The 18,263-nt window shown below is 68.4% G+C and carries 15 protein-coding genes; 2 read left to right on the top strand and 13 right to left on the bottom strand.

Features of this window, described 5'->3' with window-relative positions; all coding sequences use genetic code 11:
* Nucleotides 1-294: 294 nt before the first annotated feature.
* The 12 genes from BLS66_RS18090 to BLS66_RS18035 form a co-directional block, all read right to left on the bottom strand.
* Complete coding sequence (locus BLS66_RS18090; RefSeq protein ID WP_064239101.1) at nucleotides 295-1,614, bottom strand: dicarboxylate/amino acid:cation symporter; 1,320 nt, start codon at nucleotides 1,612-1,614, stop codon at nucleotides 295-297.
* Nucleotides 1,615-1,671: 57 nt separating this feature from the next.
* Nucleotides 1,672-3,387, bottom strand: coding sequence for a BatD family protein (locus BLS66_RS18085; protein ID WP_074726473.1), 1,716 nt, complete (start codon nucleotides 3,385-3,387; stop codon nucleotides 1,672-1,674).
* Nucleotides 3,384-5,213, bottom strand: coding sequence for a VWA domain-containing protein (locus tag BLS66_RS18080; protein WP_074726472.1), 1,830 nt, complete (start codon nucleotides 5,211-5,213; stop codon nucleotides 3,384-3,386). The genes BLS66_RS18085 and BLS66_RS18080 overlap by 4 nt, the downstream gene beginning before the upstream one ends.
* Nucleotides 5,210-6,214, bottom strand: coding sequence for a vWA domain-containing protein (locus tag BLS66_RS18075; RefSeq protein ID WP_074726471.1), 1,005 nt, complete (start codon nucleotides 6,212-6,214; stop codon nucleotides 5,210-5,212). The genes BLS66_RS18080 and BLS66_RS18075 overlap by 4 nt, the downstream gene beginning before the upstream one ends.
* Nucleotides 6,211-6,660 carry a DUF4381 family protein gene (locus BLS66_RS18070; protein ID WP_053506009.1) on the bottom strand — a complete coding sequence of 150 codons (450 nt, stop codon included), beginning with the start codon at nucleotides 6,658-6,660 and terminating at the stop codon, nucleotides 6,211-6,213. The genes BLS66_RS18075 and BLS66_RS18070 overlap by 4 nt, the downstream gene beginning before the upstream one ends.
* Entirely contained in the window at nucleotides 6,657-7,586 is a 930-nt protein-coding gene (locus tag BLS66_RS18065) for a DUF58 domain-containing protein (RefSeq protein WP_049465694.1), read from the bottom strand. Before BLS66_RS18065 ends, BLS66_RS18070 begins: the two co-directional genes overlap by 4 nt.
* Before the next feature lie 8 nt (nucleotides 7,587-7,594).
* The gene (locus tag BLS66_RS18060; protein ID WP_074726470.1) at nucleotides 7,595-8,620 is read right to left on the bottom strand and encodes an AAA family ATPase; all 1,026 of its coding nucleotides are present in this window, start codon (nucleotides 8,618-8,620) and stop codon (nucleotides 7,595-7,597) included.
* Between the two features lie 173 nt (nucleotides 8,621-8,793).
* Nucleotides 8,794-10,764 (bottom strand): type IV pilus secretin PilQ, encoded by a 1,971-nt coding sequence (locus BLS66_RS18055; RefSeq protein ID WP_053506170.1) that lies wholly within the window; start codon nucleotides 10,762-10,764, stop codon nucleotides 8,794-8,796.
* 21 nt (nucleotides 10,765-10,785) lie between these two features.
* The gene (locus BLS66_RS18050) at nucleotides 10,786-11,319 is read right to left on the bottom strand and encodes a pilus assembly protein PilP (protein WP_005418914.1); all 534 of its coding nucleotides are present in this window, start codon (nucleotides 11,317-11,319) and stop codon (nucleotides 10,786-10,788) included.
* Nucleotides 11,319-11,975, bottom strand: a complete 657-nt coding sequence (locus tag BLS66_RS18045; protein WP_074726469.1) for a type IV pilus inner membrane component PilO — start codon at nucleotides 11,973-11,975, stop codon at nucleotides 11,319-11,321. Before BLS66_RS18045 ends, BLS66_RS18050 begins: the two co-directional genes overlap by 1 nt.
* Nucleotides 11,972-12,838, bottom strand: coding sequence for a PilN domain-containing protein (locus BLS66_RS18040; RefSeq protein ID WP_074726468.1), 867 nt, complete (start codon nucleotides 12,836-12,838; stop codon nucleotides 11,972-11,974). Before BLS66_RS18040 ends, BLS66_RS18045 begins: the two co-directional genes overlap by 4 nt.
* Nucleotides 12,838-13,896 (bottom strand): pilus assembly protein PilM, encoded by a 1,059-nt coding sequence (locus tag BLS66_RS18035; RefSeq protein ID WP_014038321.1) that lies wholly within the window; start codon nucleotides 13,894-13,896, stop codon nucleotides 12,838-12,840. The genes BLS66_RS18040 and BLS66_RS18035 overlap by 1 nt, the downstream gene beginning before the upstream one ends.
* 219 nt (nucleotides 13,897-14,115) lie before the next feature.
* On the opposite strand from BLS66_RS18035, the gene BLS66_RS18030 reads away from it, so the two are divergent.
* On the top strand, nucleotides 14,116-16,539 hold the full coding sequence (locus BLS66_RS18030; RefSeq protein ID WP_053461282.1) for a penicillin-binding protein 1A: 2,424 nt from the start codon (nucleotides 14,116-14,118) through the stop codon (nucleotides 16,537-16,539).
* Between the two features lie 182 nt (nucleotides 16,540-16,721).
* Nucleotides 16,722-17,366, top strand: a complete 645-nt coding sequence (locus BLS66_RS18025; protein ID WP_049465702.1) for a hypothetical protein — start codon at nucleotides 16,722-16,724, stop codon at nucleotides 17,364-17,366.
* Nucleotides 17,367-17,481: 115 nt separating this feature from the next.
* On the opposite strand, the gene BLS66_RS18020 is transcribed toward BLS66_RS18025, so the two are convergent.
* Entirely contained in the window at nucleotides 17,482-18,225 is a 744-nt protein-coding gene (locus BLS66_RS18020; protein ID WP_074726467.1) for a hypothetical protein, read from the bottom strand.
* Nucleotides 18,226-18,263: the final 38 nt, after the last annotated feature.

Below are 18,263 nucleotides of genomic sequence, written 5' to 3'. Positions count from 1 at the left end.
GCCTATTGTCCCATAGTCACCGGGCGGGGGTCAGTTCACCTTGCCCGGTCGTGCCGGCCGCTGGCCGGCAGTTGCGCAGAATTCGATGAAGATCATGAAGTTGCCGGCCAGCGGCCGGCACTACCCGCCCCCGGAGTCCGGGGGCTGCGCCAAAGGCGCGGGGGTGTGGAGGCCGATAAGGGGGCCCACGATTCGCATCGCGAAACGTGGGAGCGGCAGCGCGCATGCGATGACGCGTACCCGGCCAGCGGCCGGCACTACCCGCCCCCGGAGTACGGGGGCGGGGCGTTGGACTCAGTCCTGGTGCGGTGCCAGGGCCGGGCCATCGTGGGACTCGCCCTTGGCCACCAGCGTGGTCAGGGCCAGGTCGCCGGTCACGTTCAGCGCGGTACGGCACATGTCCAGGAAGTGATTCACGCCCAGGATCAGGCCGATGCCCAGCGGGTTCACGCCGACCATCGCGCAGATCATCGCCACCACCGGCAGCGAACCCGACGGAACGCCGGCGGTGCCGATGCCGCCGAGGATGCAGACCGCCATCACCATGAACTGCTGGCCGATGCTCAGGTCCACGCCGAAGAACTGGGCCAGGAAGATCACCGTCACGCCCTCGAACAGTGCGGTGCCGTTCTGGTTGGCGGTGGCGCCCACGGTCAGCACGAAGCGCGATACGCGCTGCGGCAGGCCCATCTGGTCGGCCACGCGAAGCGCGGTGGGCAGGGTGGCATTGCTGGAGGCGGTGGAGAACGCCATCACCGTCGCTTCCTGGGTATCGCGGAAGAACGACAGCGGCGAGCGGCCCGACAGCCACACCGCAGTACCGTAGGTCACGATCATGTGCAGGCCCAGCGCCAGCACCACCACGCCCACATACGCACCCAGGCGGATGATCAACTCGAAGCCGAACAGCGCGGCCAGGTTGAACATGAAGCAGGCCACGGCGTACGGGGCCAGGCGGATGACCAGGTTGATCAGGGTCATCGAAATCTCGAACACGCCTTCGATGGCGCGGCGCAGCGGTGCGACCTTCTCATCATCGGTCAGCACCATGCCGATGCCGAACATCAGCGCGAAGAACATCAGCGACAGGATCGCGCCGTTGTCCGAAGCGGCCTGCAGCACGTTGCTCGGCACGATCGACAGCAGCATGTCCATGCCCTTCGGCGTGCCATGGATGCCGGCGACGATTTCCTTGCTGCGCTCGGCGTTCTCCGACAGCATCAGTGCTGCGGTCTGCGGATCCACGCCCGCGCCCGGCTTGAGCACGTTGACCAGCACCAGGCCGATGCCGACCGCGATGCCCGACAGCAGCACGGTGTAGGCCAGGGTCTTCCAGCCGATGCGGCCGAGGGCGCGGATGTCGCCCATCTCCGACACGCCCATGATCAGCGCCGAGAAGATCAGCGGCACGATCAGCATGAAGATCAGGTTGAGGAACAGGCCCGACGCCGGGGTGGTGACGTAGTCCATGACCCACTTGGCACCGGCCTGCAGACCCCCGACGCTGCCGCCCAGGGCATGCACGGTCAGTCCCAGGACCAGGCCGATCGCAAAGCCGATGCCCATCTTCCAATGCAGGGGCAACTTCTTCTTGTCGGCAGCAGCTGCTGTCATACGCGGGTTTCCTCGAAAAATGAATGCACTCTAACAAAGCGCGCAAGCGGCGCCGGTTCAGGTTCGCCGCGGCGGATACAGCGGCGCCAGGCCAGTGTCGGCGGCACCCGCCGCCGCCGACCAGTGCGGTCCGTCACGGAAGGCGCCGCGCAGGCGGGCCCGCAGCGCACCCGGATCGCCCTGCCGGCCCCAGCGCGCCTGCTGCAGATCCTGCAGCACCTGGCGTTGCACCGGGTCATCCAGCCGCGCGATGACCTGTTCGATGCGCTCGACCCCGGCCATTGCGCACAACCGTGCTTCCACCTCGTGGAAATCTTCGCCATCCAGCGCGCGGCGCAGTTCGGCCACGCCGGCACGTCCGGTCGCCACGGCCGGCGCAGCGGGCGTGCCGGCTGCCGGTGCTGCGGAACGCGGGCGGCGACCTCGCTGCCAGCCCCACAACAGGGTCAGCAGCCACAGCAGCGCCAGGCCGATGGCCGCCGCCATCCATGGCCACGGACGCTCGGTCAGGCCACTGGCGCGTGGATCGGTTGCCGCGATACGCGCGTCCTGTCCATCGCTACCGGGCAGCGCGGCATCGGTGTCGATCGGCGGCAGCGGTGCGGGTGAAGCGCTGCCACCGCCATTGCCGGCCGCAACGGCCAGCGTCAGGTCCGGCAACGTCGCTTCCTGTGCCTTCCCCGCGCGCACATCCCACCACGGCAGGCGCGGCCCCGGTACCACCAGCGATCCCGGCTGGCGCGGCACGATCGAATAGCGGCGGGTGATCTTCAGCCGCGGCGTACTGCCGTTGAACGTCTCTTCGTACTGCGCGGGTTCCGCGAACACCTGCGCGGCGTTGCCGACATCGGGCACCGGCAGGTCGGTGAACTGTGCACGGGTCGCGCCTTCGGCCACCGCCTCGACGACCACGTTGGCCGCTTCGCCGGTGCGGGCCTGGGTCGGCGCACTGGTGTAGCGCAGCTGCAGGCTCTGCAGCGGCAGCCACGGCTGCGGCGCCTGTGCCGGCTGGGCCTGCACCTGCAGGGTGCGGTCGGCGCCGGTAGCATTCATGCGCCCGTCGCCGCCGCCGAAGAAGTCATCGAAGAAGCCACCGGCGCTGCGCCCACTGAAGCGCGCACCGGCCAGCCGCAAGGCGCCACTGCGCTCGGGGATCAGCAGGAAACGCCGTTCGACCACGTTGTAGCGGCGGCCATTGACCTGGCGCACATCGGTGCGGTCATCGCCCACGCGCTGCAATGACGCGCCCGCCGGGGTGTCCAGCACCAGCTCGCCGGAGGCCAGCTGCGAGGCGAAATACAGCCGTACCACGACACCCACGCTCTGCTGCACGTACGGCGTCGGGTCGTCGACCACGGTTTCGATGAAGGCCATCGCATTGCTGTCCGGACCGGCCACGGCAGCCGCATCCACCTGCAGGGTCAACGGCGCAGTCCGCGTGCTCCCCACCTGCAGGCCCGGCACCACCAGCGCACCGCTGCGCCGTGGCGTCAGTGCCACGCCATACAGGTTGCGCTGCTGCATGCTGCCATTGCTCCACTCCACCTGGCGGCTGCTGGTCTGCCCGCTCAAGTCGAAGTCGGTGCGCAACGGGGTGAAGTCAGGCGCACCCTGGTCGCTCTCGACATTGAGGGTGACCGTGTCACCCATTGCGATACGGTCGCGGTCGAGCCAGGCACGCGGCTGCGCCCACGCCAGCAGCGGCAGCCACAGCAGCAGCACTGCCAACAGCGACCTCGGCCAGCGCCGGTGCATGTTCGTCGACCGCGTCATCGCCCTTCCCTCTTCCTGCGTTCGTTTTCCAGCTGGAACTTGGCCCGCAGCAGGGCGCCCGGGTCATCCGGCACGCGCCGCATCCACGCTTCCACCGCCTGTTGCTCCTCGCGCTGGCGTGGCGTGCGGCCCTCACTGCCCGGTACCGGTTTGCCGTCCTTGCCGGCCTCACCCTCGCGTGCCTGCTGCATCGCCTGCTGCATGCGCTGGCGCTGCTGTTCATCGGCCTGCGCCTGTGCCTTGGCATCTTCCACCTGCGGCGGTGCCTGCTGGCCATCGCGGCCCCGCTGGCCGAGCTGCGGGCTCGACTGCGCCTTGTCAGACTCCTGCCCGGGCTGGCCCTGCTGCCCTGGCTGTGGCTGGCCCTGCCCCGGGTCCTTCTGCCCCTGCTGCGGCTGCTGTCCCTGCGGATTCTGCTTGCCCTGGGAACGGTCCTGTTGTTTCTGCGGCGGCGTCTGCTGATCCTGGCCCTGGCCGCCACCGGATTGCCTGCGCTTGCGTGCAGCATCGACCACGGCGCGGTTGGCCACTGCATCGGCCATGCCCGGATGCAGCGCCAGTGCGCGGTCGTAGGCGGCGATCGCTTCGTCGTAGTTGCCTTCGCGTGCCAGCGTGTTGGCCAGGTTGTACCACCCGGCATCGCTGTCGATGCCTTCGAATTGCCTGCGTGCCGTGGCGAAGTCGCCCTTGCGGTACGCCTGAACCCCCTCGGCCAGGCGCTGATGCTGCACCTGGTCGCTACGCTTCCACAGCGTGCCCTGCGCGGCCGGCGAAGCGTGCGTCGCAGGCACCTGCGCCTGTGCGCCATTCATCCACGGCAGCAGGCCGACCGCGAGCACCGCGGCCAGCACCGCGCGACGACGGAAGGCCAGCAATGCCAGCAGCATCACCGGCGGCAGCAGCCAGAAGCCCTCGTCAAGCCACTGTTTGCCTTCGCCCGGCCGCTGCGCCGCCGTGCCGTCGCGCGCGTCAAGCACGCCGAGCGCGCGCAGGTCGCTGTCATCGGCAGAGATGCGTGCATAGCGGCCGCCACCTGCGGTGGCCACCGCACGCAGGCTGGCCTCGTCCAGGGACGCCTGGCGGATCTGCCCGCTGCCATCGCGGTAGGCCGCACCAGCCGGCGTACCCAGGCCCAGCACCGACACCTGCAGGCCCAGGCTGCGCGCCTGCGCCGCGGCCAGTGCAGCTTCACCATCCGCCTGATCGCTGACCAGCAGAATCTGCCCCTGCAACGCGCCGATCTGCCGCATCAACCGTGTTGCCCAGTCGATGCCACGGTCGGCACGCTGGCCATCGCGTGGCATCACGTCCGGTGACAACGCATCCAGATACAGCGCGACGTTGCTGCCGTCGTCGGTGAGCGGGGCCACGGTGTAGGCATCATCGGCGTACACCACCAGCCCCACCTGTCCGCCCTGGCGCGCGCGCAGCAGCTCGCCCAGTTTCGCCCGCGCCTGCAGCAGGCGCGACGGCGGAAGATCGGTTGCGCTGATCCGGCTGGACAGGTCCAGCACCACCAGCAGCGGCGCACTGGCCTGGAACATCGGCTGCGCCTGCTGCCGCCAGCTCGGCCCGGCCATCGCAAGCGATGCCAGTGTCCAGCCCAGCAGCAGCGCCCAGGGCAGGCGCACTCGACGCTTGGCACCCGCGGCCAGCAGATGTGGCAACAGGTGCGCGTCCACGGCCTGCCGCCACGCATCACTGCGCCGTTGCCGGTACAGCGCCAGCGCGAGGATCAGCGGCAGCGCCAGCAGCGCCCATAGCCACTCGGGCCGCAGGAAGTGCAGCACGTTCCAGTCGGGGAGATTCGAAGCAAACGCGATCATCGGCGACGCTCCGGCCACAGCCAGGCCAGTGCGCCCAGCAGCAACGCCAGCCCCAACGGCCAGGCATAGCGTTCTTCGCGCGGGCGCAGGCTCGGCCCCTTCGCGGCGACCGGCTCCAAGCGATCGAGCTCTGCGTAGATCCCGGCCAGCTGCGCGGTGTCACGCGCGCGGAAGAACTGGCCGCCGGTCATGCTGGCGATCTTCTTCAGGGTGGCCTCGTCGACCGGATCCTGGTCGGTGGAAATGGGAATGCCGAACAGACGCATGCTGCCATCGCCGCCAAACGCGACCGTGTGGATGCGCACGCCCTCGGCGCGCGCGACTTCCGCCGCGCGCAGCGGCTCCAGCACACCGGCATTGCTGACACCATCGGTCAACAGGATCAGCACGCGCTGCCCCTCCGGCTGGCTGCGCAGGCGCTTGACCGCAAGGCCGATGGCATCGCCGATGGCGGTCTCGCGCCCGGCCAGGCCGACCACGCTGTCGCGCAGCTGGTCACGCACGCTGGCCAGGTCGGCAGTAAGCGGCGTGAGCGTGTACGCGCGATCACCGAAGATCAGAAGGCCGACGCGGTCACCCGCGCGACGATCAAGGAAGTCGGCAAGCACCGCTTTGGCTGCGGTAAGACGATCGACCGCCTGGCCGCCCAGCACCATGTCGCCCTCGCCCATGCTGCCGGACACGTCCATCGCCAGCATCATCTGTCGCCCCTGCTGCGGGGGCGTGATGGCTTCGCCGAGCTGTTGCGGTCGTGCCAGCGCGATGCACAGTGCGCACCACCCCAGCCACAGCAGCAGTGTGCGCAACCACGACACGTCGACGCGGCCACCCGCCGACAGCGCTTCCAGCTCGGCGGCGGCATAGGGCACGCGCAGTGCGGCGCCCGGCGCTGCACGACGCCTCCACCCGCGCATCAGCAGCGGCAACGGCAGCGCCAACAGCGCCAGCGGCCACGCCAGCTGCAGGTCCGGCCATGGCCAGTAGCTCACCCACAGGTTCATCGGCGGCGCTCCAGCAGCATCGCCAAATAGCGCTCGCGCGCCCAGCTGCGTACGGCCGCCACGTCGTTGCTGTCGACCCGCGGACGATAAGCGCCTTCAGCCAACAGGCTGCGGCGGTCTTCAGGCAACGTGCGCTGCGGATCCAGGCGTTGCCACCAGGCGTCATCGCGCAGCGATTCGCTGCCCGGCCGAGCATGGCGGGCGGCACGGCGCAGCAGTCCTGCGATCGCCGCCAGTTCGGCGGTGGCATCCGGGGCGGTGGCCAGTTCCTGGTCGAACAGCTGCAGCCAGCGCTGGCGACGGCGGCGACGCCGCCACACCAGCACGGCGATCACCAGCAGCACCAGCACGACCGCCGCGCCGATCATCAGGTAACCGGGGGCGGGCGGCCACCAGGAAGGCGCCGGTGGCAGCTGCACATCACGCAGCGGCAGGCTGGCACTCATGCCGGTACCTCGGTCGGTGACGGCGCAAGCCAAGCGTCGCTGGGCGCATCGGTGGACAGCACCTGCACGTCGACCCGGCGCGCGCCGAGCTGGCGGCGCAGTTCCTGCAGCGGCTCAACGAAATGCGCCTGCCAGTGCGCCTGCACCTCGCTGCGACGCAGATCGAGGCCGACGCGCTGCTGTGCGGTCTGGAACTGCAGCGCCGCCGAGGGCGGTTGCAGTTCCAACGGATCGACCAGCAGCACCAGGCTGAGATCGTGATGCTGGGCCAGCGCGCTCCAGCGCGCCGGCGCAATGCGGATGGCCTGCTGCGGGTCGGCCAGCACCAACATGCGGGCCCCCGGGCGCAGCACGCGGGCGGCATGGTCCAGCGCGCGCTCCAGGCCCAGATCGTCCGACGGCGGCTGTGCATACCAGCGGCTGAGCGCATCGAGCACGCGCAGCACGCCGCGTGGCCCGCCTGCGGGGGCGATCGGCGCTTCGCGATCGCTGCCGCGCAGCGCACCCACGCGGTCGCCACGGCGCTGCGCCGACCACGCCGCGACGGCACCGGCGCGGGCGGCCTGCACCGACTTGAAACGCACGCGGGTACCGAAGTACAGCGCAGGCGAGGTGTCGGCCACGATCAGGCTGACCCGCTCGCGCTCGGCCTGGAACAGCTTGGTGTGGGCGCGGCCAGTACGCGCGGTCACCCGCCAGTCGATGTGACGCGCGTCGTCACCGGCCACGTACTCGCGCGACTCGGCGTATTCCATGCCACGTCCGCGCAGCGGCGATGGCGCCTGGCCGGCGTTGCCGGTGCGTCCGCGGCGCGGCGGTGGCGGGCGCTGGGCCAGGCGCCGCAGTGCGACCAGCTCGGCCAGCTGCGGGCGCAGGCCGTCACCTTCGACGGACGACGGCACCTGTTCCGGGGATCGATCGGTCATGCGCAGGCTCAGGGTGCCGGCACCCGGGCCAGCAGCTCCTGCACCAGGCGCTCGCCGTCCCAGCCTTCGGCGGTGGCTTCATAGCTGGGCAGCACGCGATGGCGCAGCACGTCGGCCGCGACCGCACGCACATCATCGGGGGTGACGAAGTCGCGACCGGCCAGCCAGGCACGTGCACGGGCACAGCGCTCCAGCGCGATGGAACCGCGCGGGCTTGCGCCCCAGGCGATGCGGCGGCCCAGGCCGGCGTCGTAGCGCGACGGATCGCGCGAGGCCAGCACCAGTTCGACCAGGTAACGCTCCAGCGCCGGCGCCATGTGCAGGTCCAGCACTTCACGGCGGGCATCGAATACGTCCTGCATCGGCATCTTGTCCGGCGCCGGCGCGGCCTCGCCCAATGCGCCACGCGCACGCTCTCGGGCCAGCCGCAGGATTTCCGATTCGGCCGCCTGGTCCGGGTAGCCGATGCGCACGTGCATCAGGAAGCGATCCAGCTGCGCCTCCGGCAACGGGAAGGTGCCTTCCTGCTCGATCGGGTTCTGCGTGGCCATCACCAGGAACAGGGGCGGCAGCGCATAGGCGTGGCGACCGACGGTGACCTGGCGCTCGCCCATGGCTTCCAGCAGCGCCGACTGCACCTTGGCTGGCGCGCGGTTGATTTCATCGGCCAGCAGGATCGGGTGGAAGATCGGGCCGGGCACGAACTCGAAACGGCCTTCCTGCGGGCGCCAGATCTCGGTGCCGGTGAGGTCGGCCGGCAGCAGGTCGGGCGTGAACTGCACGCGGGCGAAATCAGCGTCCAGGCGCGAGGCCAGCGCACGGATCGCCGTGGTCTTGGCCAGGCCGGGCGCGCCCTCCACCAGCAGGTGGCCGTCGGCCAGCAGCGCAATCAGCAGACGTTCCACCAAAGCTGCCTGGCCGACGATCTCGGCCGACAGCGCATCGCGCAACCGGGTGAATGCCGCATGCAGGCGGGAGATGGCCGGCGCGGGCGGCGGCAGGACGGTTTCGGGCATCGGCGGTGGCAGGTTCATGGGGGCCTTTGACCGGCGCAGGACGGCACGGGTTCCCGACATCATCGCAGGGTGCCTTGCGATTGGCATCAAGAACGGCTGAACGGCCCATCCACGCATGGCGTGGATCTACTTGTGGAAACGAAGAAGGGCCGCGCATGGCGGCCCTTCATCGTTTCGCGGGAGGCGCGGGCTCAGTTCTGCTTGGCCACGCGCAGCACCTTCGGGGTGACGAACACCAGCAGTTCGGCCTTGTCCTTGTTGCGGCCGCGCTTCTTGAACAGGTTGCCCAGGAACGGCACGTCGCCCAGGAACGGCACCTTGCTGATGCTGTTGCGATCGGTGAACTCGTAGACGCCACCGATCACCACGGTTTGCCCATCCTCGACCAGTACCGCGGTGTTGACTTCGCGGCGGTTGATCGACGGCACGGTGCCGTAGCCTTCCAGCTGGATCAGCTGGTCGACTTCGTCCTTCTTCACCTGCATGTTGAGGAACACGCGGTTGTCGTTGGTGATGGTCGGGGTGACCTTCAGCTCCAGCACCACTTCCTTGAACTGCACGTTCGGCGTTGCGACGCCGCCTGCGGTACCGCCACTGATGGTGACGTAGCCGATTTCCTTGCCCTGCTTGATCATCGCTTCGCGCTGGTTGGTAGTGACCACGCGCGGGTTGGAGATCACCTCGCCTCGCGACTCCTGCTGCATGGCCGACAGCTCCACGTCCAGCAGGTAACCGGCATTGAGGATCGACAGCGCCAGCGAACCCGGGTTGCTGGCGGCCGCCACCGGCAGGTTCCAGTTCAGGCCACGGGTGATCGCCGAGCCGGACTTCACCGGCGGCGGGCCGACCCGGCCACCGGCTTCCCAGTCGCGCTCGGCCTTGGCGTTGGCCAGGTCGGTTGCGACCTGCGACTTGCGGGTCTCGGCATTGGCATCCAGGCTGCCACTGAAGTACACGTTGTCGCGGCTGCCGCTGACACCGAACTTGGCGCCCAGCTCGCGGGCGAAGGTGTCGGTCGCGATGACGATGCGGCTTTCGATCAGCACCTGGTCAACCGGGCGGTCGATCACGTTGATCAGCTCGCGCATGCGCGCGATCTTCTTCGGGATGTCGCTGATCATCAGCGTGTTGGTGCGCTCGTCGGCCACGATGCGACCACGCGAGGACAGGAAGCCACTGTCTTCCTGCGACGTGCTGCCCGCACCACCGCCACTGCCACCACCGCCGCTACCACCGATGCCCTTGGCCTCGGTCAGCGCTTTGAAGATCTGCGTGGCGCTGTGGTAGTTGATCTGGATGTAGTCGGTCTGCAGGTCTTCGCGGTTCTCGATGGCGATGCGCGCGTCTTCCTTTTCCTGCTCGAACTTGGCCAGTTCGGCCTGCGGCGCCACCCAGATCACGCTGCCGTCGCGACGCTTGTCCAGGCCCTTGGCGCGCAGGACGATGTCCAGCGCCTGGTCCCACGGCACATTGACCAGGCGCAGGGTCACGTTGCCCTGCACCGAGTCGGACGCCACCACGTTCAGGTTGGACTCCTCGGCGATCAACTGCAGCACGGTGCGCACCGGCACGTCCTGGAAGTTGAAGGTCACCGGCTTGCCGGTGAAGCCGCGCTGGCCGACGGCCTTGGCCGCCTGGGTAACGCTGCCGGCGGTGACCGCACCCACGGCGGCCTGGGCCTGGCGCGGGCTGATCTCGACCACGTATTCGTTGCCGCTCTGGTAGGCCAGCGACTCCACCGCGCCGCCGGTGCTCAGCACCAGCTGGGTGCCGGCGCCCGACGGCTTGGCGTCGATGCGCTGCACCGGCGTGGCGAAGTCGGTGACGTTCATCGGCTTCTGCAGGTTGGCCGGCAGCCGGGCATTGCCGACGTCGACCACCACGCTGTTGCCCTGCGTGCGCAGGTCAGGGATCGCGCCCTGCCCGTCGAACTGCACGATCAGGCGCCCGGCGCCATCATCGCCACGCTTGAAATCGATCTTGGCCACCGACAGGCCGGCCGGCGCAGCGGCCGGTGCCACGGTGGTGCCGGCCGGCTTTTCCGCCGGTGCGGCGGCCAGCGCCGGAGCGCAGGCCAGCATCAGCGCGACTCCCAGCGCGCTGACACGGTTCAAGGTAGAGCGCCGGATGGGACGCAGCCCCTTGGCTTGGTGAAAGGTCATCGTGCTATCCCCAGTAAACGATCATTGATCTTCGAGCGAGAGCGTTGCCGGCCGTTCCAGCCAGCCACCCGCGCCATCCGGCACCAGTTCGATCAGCTCCACGCGGTCTTCGAAGACCGCCGTGACCCGCCCGTCGCTCTGCCCCAGGTAACCGCCCGGGCGAACCCGGTAGGTGACCTTGTCCGGCCCCATCACCAGCGCCACGGTACCTGCGCCGGTACCGATGGTACCGACCATGTCCAGCGCATCCAGCGGGAAGCCTTCCAGCGGCTCCTTGCGTCGGTTTGGGTCCGGCCGCAATCCGCCATTCCCCTGCTGCGGATTGGTCCAGGCATCGGTGAACGGATCGCGCATGCCCTGCGCGGAGTATTCGAAGGTCTCGAACTGCTGCATCACCGGCAGCGGCTCCAGCGGTTGCGCCGGTCGCGCACGCTCGCCTTCCACCCACTTTTCAAGGTTCGGTGCATCGCCGGGCGTGCTGGTCACGCCACGGCCACAACCGGCCAGCAGCAGCACGGCCAGCACCATCGCACCACGTACGGTCTGCGCGCGCATCACTTCTTGCCCTCCTTGCCAGCGTCGGCCGTCTGCTGCGCCTGCACTTCGGTTTCGTCCAGGTAGCGATAGGTCTTGACCGTACCGGACAGTTCCAGTGCACCGCTGCGGACGTTGCCGCCGGTCTTTTCCTTGGGCTTGAGGTTGATGTCGTGCATGGTCAGGATCACCACCCGCGGCAGCGAGGCCACGCCGCTGACGAACGCGCCGAACTGGTGGTAACTGCCCACCATGCGCAGCTTGATCGGCTTCTCGGCGTAGAACTCCTTGATCTGCTCCTGTTCCGGCTCGAACAGCTCGTTGGTCAGGCCGCTGGACAGCGCGGTCTGCGAGATGTCGATGATCAGGTCGGGCATTTCGGTCTTGCTCGGCAGCTGCCGCAGCATCTGCTGCAGGACCTGCTCCATCTGCGCCAGCTGCTGCTTCAGCGGCCCCAGGTTCACCGCGCGCTCCTGCTGCTTGGTGAATTCGGCGCGCAGCTCGACTTCCTTCGATTCCAGGCCGGCCAGCTCCTCACGCTTGCCGCTGATCAGCAGCATCCACGCCACGAACATGATGACCAGCGCCAGCAACGAGCAGAAGACGATCTTGGCCTTCTGCGGCCAGTTGCCGATGTCATTGAAATCCAGGTTCTTGATGTCGATCTTCTGGCTCATACGCGATCCCCCTGCAGCAGCGCATTGAAGGCCTGCGGCGGCTGCGCCAGGCGGCTGCCCTCAGGCTTCGGGGCAGGTGCCGGGGCCGGAGCGGCCGGCGGGTTCGGCTTGGCCGGAGCGGCCGACGGTGCAGCGGGCGCAGCAGGTGCTGCCGGCTGTCCCGCCGCCGGTGCCGCAGGCGTTGCGGCATCCGGGCCTGCCGCCAGCGGTGCCACCGGTGCCGGGGCCGCCGTCGCCACCGAGCCATCGGCGTTCAGGCCCGGCGTCGCCGACACCTCTTCGCTCTGTGCCGGCAGTTTCACCTTGACCACGAACACGTATGGCAGCGCCTTGATGTCGGCCAGCGGGCCGGCCTTGCCGTCCTTGTCCTTCTCCGGGTCACGCGCTTCGATGATCGACAGCTCCGGATTGGTCATCCAGCCGGAGGTCTCCAGGTTGCGCATGTAGGCCGAAACGCGGGCGTTGGACTGGGTGCGGCCTTCCAGCGTCAGCACGTCACCTTCCTGCTTCAGCGCGGTCAGCACCACGCCATCGGGAATGGTGCGCACCAGCGCGTCGAACAGGTGGACCATCTGCGAGCGCTTGGCCTGCAGCTCCTCGATCACCTTCTTGCGCGCCAGCAGGCGTTCCTTCTGCGCGTCGAGGCGGTCGATCTCCTTGTTCTGTTCCTTGACCTTCTCGATCTCGGCTTCCAGATAGGCATTGCGGTCCATCTGGCCGCTCACCTGACGGTCGTAGTAGAACCAGATCATCAGCGACAGCAGCAGGCCACCGACGGCGGCCATGCCCAGCATCGCGTAGAACTCGCGCTGGCGTTGCTTGCGCCGCTCGGCGCGCCAGGGCAATAGATTGATGCGTGCCATCAGTCGAAGCTCCTCAGCGCCAGACCGGTCGCGATCATCAGCGCGGGGGCATCCTGGGCCAACGCATGGGCGTTCACCTTCGGCCCCAGGGTCATCTGCGCCAGCGGGTTGGCGACCACGGTCGGCACGCCCAGCTGTTCCTCGACCATCTCCGGCAGGCCACCGAGCACGGCGCAGCCGCCGGCCAGCACGATGTGATCGACGCGGTTGAATTCGCTGCCTGCATAGAAGAACTGCAGCAGGCGGCTGATCTGCTGGACCGTGGCTTCCTTGAACGGCTCCAGCACTTCCATCTCGTAGCTTTCCGGCAGGCCGCCCTGGCGCTTGGCCAGCCCGGCTTCCTCGTAGCTCAGCCCGTAGCGGCGCATGATCTCGTCGGTCAGCTGCTTGCCACCGAACACCTGCTCGCGGCTGTAGAGGCTACGGCCGCCGCGCAGGACATTGAGGGTGGTCATGGTGGCGCCGATGTCGACCAGCGCGACCACGCCGTCGATGGACACCGGCAGTTCGCTGGCGACCAGGGCGTAGGCGTTCTCGACCGCGAAGGCCTCCACGTCCATCACCTTGGCCTGCAGTCCGCCCAGTTCCAGCGCGGACTGGCGCAGCTCGACATTCTCCGAACGCGAGGCCGCCAGCAGCACCTGGACCATCTCCGGGTTGTTCGGGATCGACCCGATCACCTCGAAGTCCAGGTTCACTTCCTCGATCGGATAGGGAATGTAGTTGACCGCTTCCAGCTCGATCTGGGCTTCCATGTCGTTTTCGTCGAGGTCGGCCGGCATCGGGATCACCTTGGTGATCACCGCCGACCCCGCGACGGCGGCAGCGGCCAGCTTGGCCTTGCTGCCTGAACGGTTCATCGCCCGGCGGATGGCCTCACCCACGGCCTCTACTTCGACGATGTTCTTCTCCACCACCGCATTCGGCGGAAGAGGTTCCACAGCGTAATGTTCCACGCGGAAACGATTGCCGCTGCGGGACAGCTGCAAAAGCTTTACCGCAGTCGAACTGATGTCGACGCCTACGAGCGGCGACTGACTTTTTGGGATGAGCCCCACGGTTTCTCCCCTGCCGACGGGCACTTGGACGCAAGACCTGCGCCCAAGCATTAATAACGTATTCTTAGCAAATGGCAACGGCCCTGCTGTGAATTCCTTCACGGATTCACCATGCAGCCCCTGACTGTTCCCCTTGCGCTCCCCGGTGCCGACCCCAGCCGCCACCTTGCGTAATCTATACTCTGCGACCACGAAATTCGCAATCGGAATCTGAACCCGATGACTCGACTCCGCCGCTGGCTGCGCTGGATCTTCCTGATTGTCCTGGTCCTGGCGCTGATCGGCGCGGCCGCCGTGGGCGGTCTGTACTATGCCGTTTCCTCCAAGCTTCCCGACGTGCAGACCCTGCGCGACGTGGAAATGCAGGAGCCGATGTACGTCTATGCTGCCGACGGCAAGCTGATGGCGGTGTTCGGCGAGACCCGGCGTACCCCGATCACCATGAAGGACGTGCCGGAGAAGCTGAAGCAGGCCTTCCTGGCCACCGAGGACGCCCGCTTCTACGAGCACGGCGGCGTGGACTACATGGGCATCGGCCGCGCGGTATGGCTGCTGGCCACCACCAACGACAAGCGCGTGCCGGGCGGGTCCACCATCACCCAGCAGGTTGCCCGCCAGTTCTTCCTCAGTTCCGAGTACAGCTACACCCGCAAGCTGGCCGAGATCCTGCTGGCGCGCAAGATCGAGTCCGAGCTGAGCAAGGACGAGATCTTCGAGCTGTACCTGAACAAGAGTTTCTTCGGCAACCGCGCCTACGGCGTGGCCGCCGCCGCCGAGTTCTACTACGGCAAGAAGCTCAACGAGCTGGACCTGGACGAGATGGCCTCGCTGGCCGGCATCCCCAAGTTCCCCTCGTCGGGCAATCCGATCTCCAACCCGGAACGTGCCCGCCAGCGCCGTGACAACTACGTGCTGCAGCGCATGGCCGACCTGAAGTTCGTCAGCCAGGCCGAGGCCGATGCGGCTAAGGCCGTGCCGATGCACGCCACCGCGCATGAGCCGCCGGTGCAGGTCGATGCCCCGTACGTGGCCGAGCTGGTGCGCCAGGAGATGATCGCCCGCTTCGGCGGCGACGTGGTCAACAAGGGTTACCACGTCACCACCACGATCGATTCCACCCTGCAGACCGCGGCCAACCTGGCCGTGCGCGATGGCCTGCTGCTGTATGACCACCGCCACGGCTGGCACGGCGTGGAAAAGCAGGTGCAGCTGGGCGCCGGCGACGATGCCGCCGCCCTGGCCGAGCACCTGCGCGGCATGTACGGCCAGGCCGGCCTGCTGCCGGCGATCGTCGCCAGTACCGGCGCCGATGGCAGCGCTACGGTGGTGCTAGCCAACCGCACCGAGATCGTGCTGCCGGCCGGTGCCGCCAAGTGGACCAACAAGACCCCGGGCAAGCTGGTGCAGCGCGGTGACATCGTGCGCGTGCGCGCCGGGGCCAAGGAGGGCGAGTGGCTGCTGGACCAGATCCCGCGCGGCCAGTCCGCGCTGGTCTCGCTGGATGCCCACAGCGGTGCGCTGAAAGCGCTGGTGGGCGGATTCAGCTTCTCCGGCAACAAGTTCAACCGCGCCACCCAGGCGCGCCGCCAGCCGGGTTCGAGCTTCAAGCCGTTCGTGTACGCGGCCGCCTTCGACAAGGGCTACAACCCGGCCTCGATCGTGCTCGACGCCCCCGTCGTGTTCCGCGACCGCCGCGGCAAGACCTGGGCCCCGCAGAACGACGGCGGCGGCTTCCGCGGCCCGATGCGCCTGCGCGAGGCGCTGGTGCAGTCGCGCAACCTGGTTTCGGTGCGCCTGCTCGACGGCATGGGCGTGGACTACGCGCGCAAGTACATCAGCGAGTTTGGCTTTGCCGAATCGGAGCTGCCGCCGAACCTGTCGATGTCGCTGGGTACCGCCTCGCTGACCCCGCTGTCGGTGGCCCGTGGCTACGCGGTGTTCGCCAATGGCGGCTCGCGCGTGGATACCTGGCTGATCGACCAGGTCAATGACCGCGACGGCAACCTGGTGTTCAAGGAAAACCCGGCGCTGGCCTGCCGCGACTGCGCCGGCAGCAGCGACCAGCCGGTCAACCAGGTGGTGGACGGCTTCAACTTCGGCGCCCCGGCCCCGAAGGTGGACCCGGCCGCTGCGGCCAAGGCCGAAGCCAAGACCGAAACCCCGGCCGCGCCGGCCAACCCCGATGCCCGTACCGCCCCGCGCGCGATCGACGCCCGTACCGCCTACCAGCTGGTGTCGATGATGCGCGACGTGGTCCAGCGCGGCACCGGCGTGCAGGCCAAGGTGCTCGGCCGCGAGGACGTGGGCGGCAAGACCGGCTCCACCAACGACCACCGCGACGCCTGGTTCTCCGGCTTCGGCGGCCCGTACGTGACCACCGTGTGGGTGGGCCGCGACGACTTCCGCTCGCTGGGCTACCGCGAGTACGGCGGCAAGGCGGCCCTGCCGATCTGGATCGACTACATGCGCACCGCGCTGAAGGACACCCCGATCGCGCAGAACGAGCCGCCCAGCGGCATGGTCCAGGCCACCCTCAACGGCGCGACCGAGTGGGTGAAGGTGGAAGACATGGACCGTCTGACCGACTACGACCTGAACCTCAATACGCCGCAGGCCGACGCCGCCGCGTTCGATATCTTCTGAGTAACGGTTTGGTGGGTGCCAACGGTAAGTTGGCACCGATGCTGCTCCGGTAGAGGCCAACCTTGGTTGGCGCCCCGTGCCGACCAAGGTCGGCACCTACCAGAGCGGTTGCATCCGCCATACCCACGCGGATGTCACATCCGTGCGCTAGTCTGTCGTCAGGTCGCAACAGGAGTCATCGCATGCATCGCGCCCGTCAGCATGCTGCCAGCCAGACCCGCGAGCGGCGCCACCGCCTCGCCCACGAAGCCGCCCGCCTGATGGCCGAAGGCGGCATCCGCGACTACCACCAGGCCAAGTTGAAGGCCGCCAGCCGGCTCGGCATCCACGACGATGCCTCCCTGCCCCGCAACACCGAGATCGAAGACGCCCTGCGCGAATACCAGCGGCTGTTCGCCGGCCCCCAGCACGGCAACGAACTGCAGCGTCGCCGCGAGGCCGCGATGCGGGCGCTGGAGTTCCTGCACGGGTTCGCGCCGCGCCTGGCTGGCCCGGTGCTGGATGGCACCGCCGACGCCAACAGTCCCGTGCAGCTGCACCTGCACAGCGACGACCCGGAAGCCGTGCACCGCTTCCTCGACGAGCACGGCATCCCCGCCGAATCGCGGACGCGCCGGCTGCGGATGGACCGCGAACGGAGCCTGGACGTGCCGGTGTGGGTGTTCAGTGCCGAGGAGCTGACCTTCGACCTGGCGGTGCTGCCCTACGACGCGCTGCGACAGGCGCCGCTGTCGCCGGTGGACGAGAAGCCAATGCGGCGTGCGTCGGTATCGCAGCTGCGGCAGATGCTGGCCGAGGCGGAGATCACCGCGTACATCGGCGGGTAACGGCTGCGCCGGTTCTGGAGGGTGCGGACCGTTGGTCCGCACGGTGCCTCAGCCCTCCGGATGTCTGACCCAAGCGCGGCCGGGCATGGCCCGGCGCTGCACACGCCCTGCCGGTCTACCAGCCCCGGTACGGTTCCTCCGCGTCGCCGGACAGCAGGCGCGCCAGCCACGGCGCACCCGCGCGCTGCGGGTACGCCACCATCATGCGCGCGTGCATGTTCTGCAGGTCCCCCAGCAGCCAGGTCTGGTTGTAGACATCGCCGAACGGATCCGACCATGCCGTCTGCAGACGCGCACGCTCGCCGCCGTCGAGGTTGGGCATCCTGTCCAACGGGATCTCCAGCACCGGCTCGAGCGCGCGGTTGATGGCCGCGTTCTCCGCCTCCGCCGCACGCATGAGCTCCAGCCGATGGCTGACCAGCCAGCACGGGAAGGGGAAGCAGCTGTCCGTGGCATCGATGTACGCCGCCATGTCGGCCAGCATATGGGCTTTCAGCTGCCACACCATCGCACTGTCCAGCAACTGCCGCACCCGCAGCGTGCGCAGCGTACCGGCGCGGACGTCTTCCGGCGTGGTGAACGGCTCGCCCGGCGTCGGGCCACCATGGCGGACCAGCACGATGCGATGGATCGCTTCCTGGGTGATGTTCTCCACGCGCAGCGCGGCCGCCTCTGGATGCACCCGCGGCGGCGGCACGCTCGTCAACCGCCAGTGGTACCAGAGCACCAGCACGATGCCTGACAGGCACAGCAGGGTGAACAGCACCCAGCGATCCAGGTTGCGGGTGTAGTAGTAATACCGCGCCCGCCACAGATAGAACGTGCGATAGCTGATGAATCGGCTTACCCAACGGTACATGGCCATTTCCTCGGCAAGGGCCCCGGCGCGGCGGGGCG

It is taken from the genome of Stenotrophomonas pavanii, assembly GCF_900101175.1.
Classification (GTDB): Bacteria; Pseudomonadota; Gammaproteobacteria; order Xanthomonadales; family Xanthomonadaceae; genus Stenotrophomonas; species Stenotrophomonas pavanii.
The sequence above is the reverse complement of the archived record's forward strand: the minus strand, read 5'-3'. Positions and strand labels throughout refer to the sequence as shown.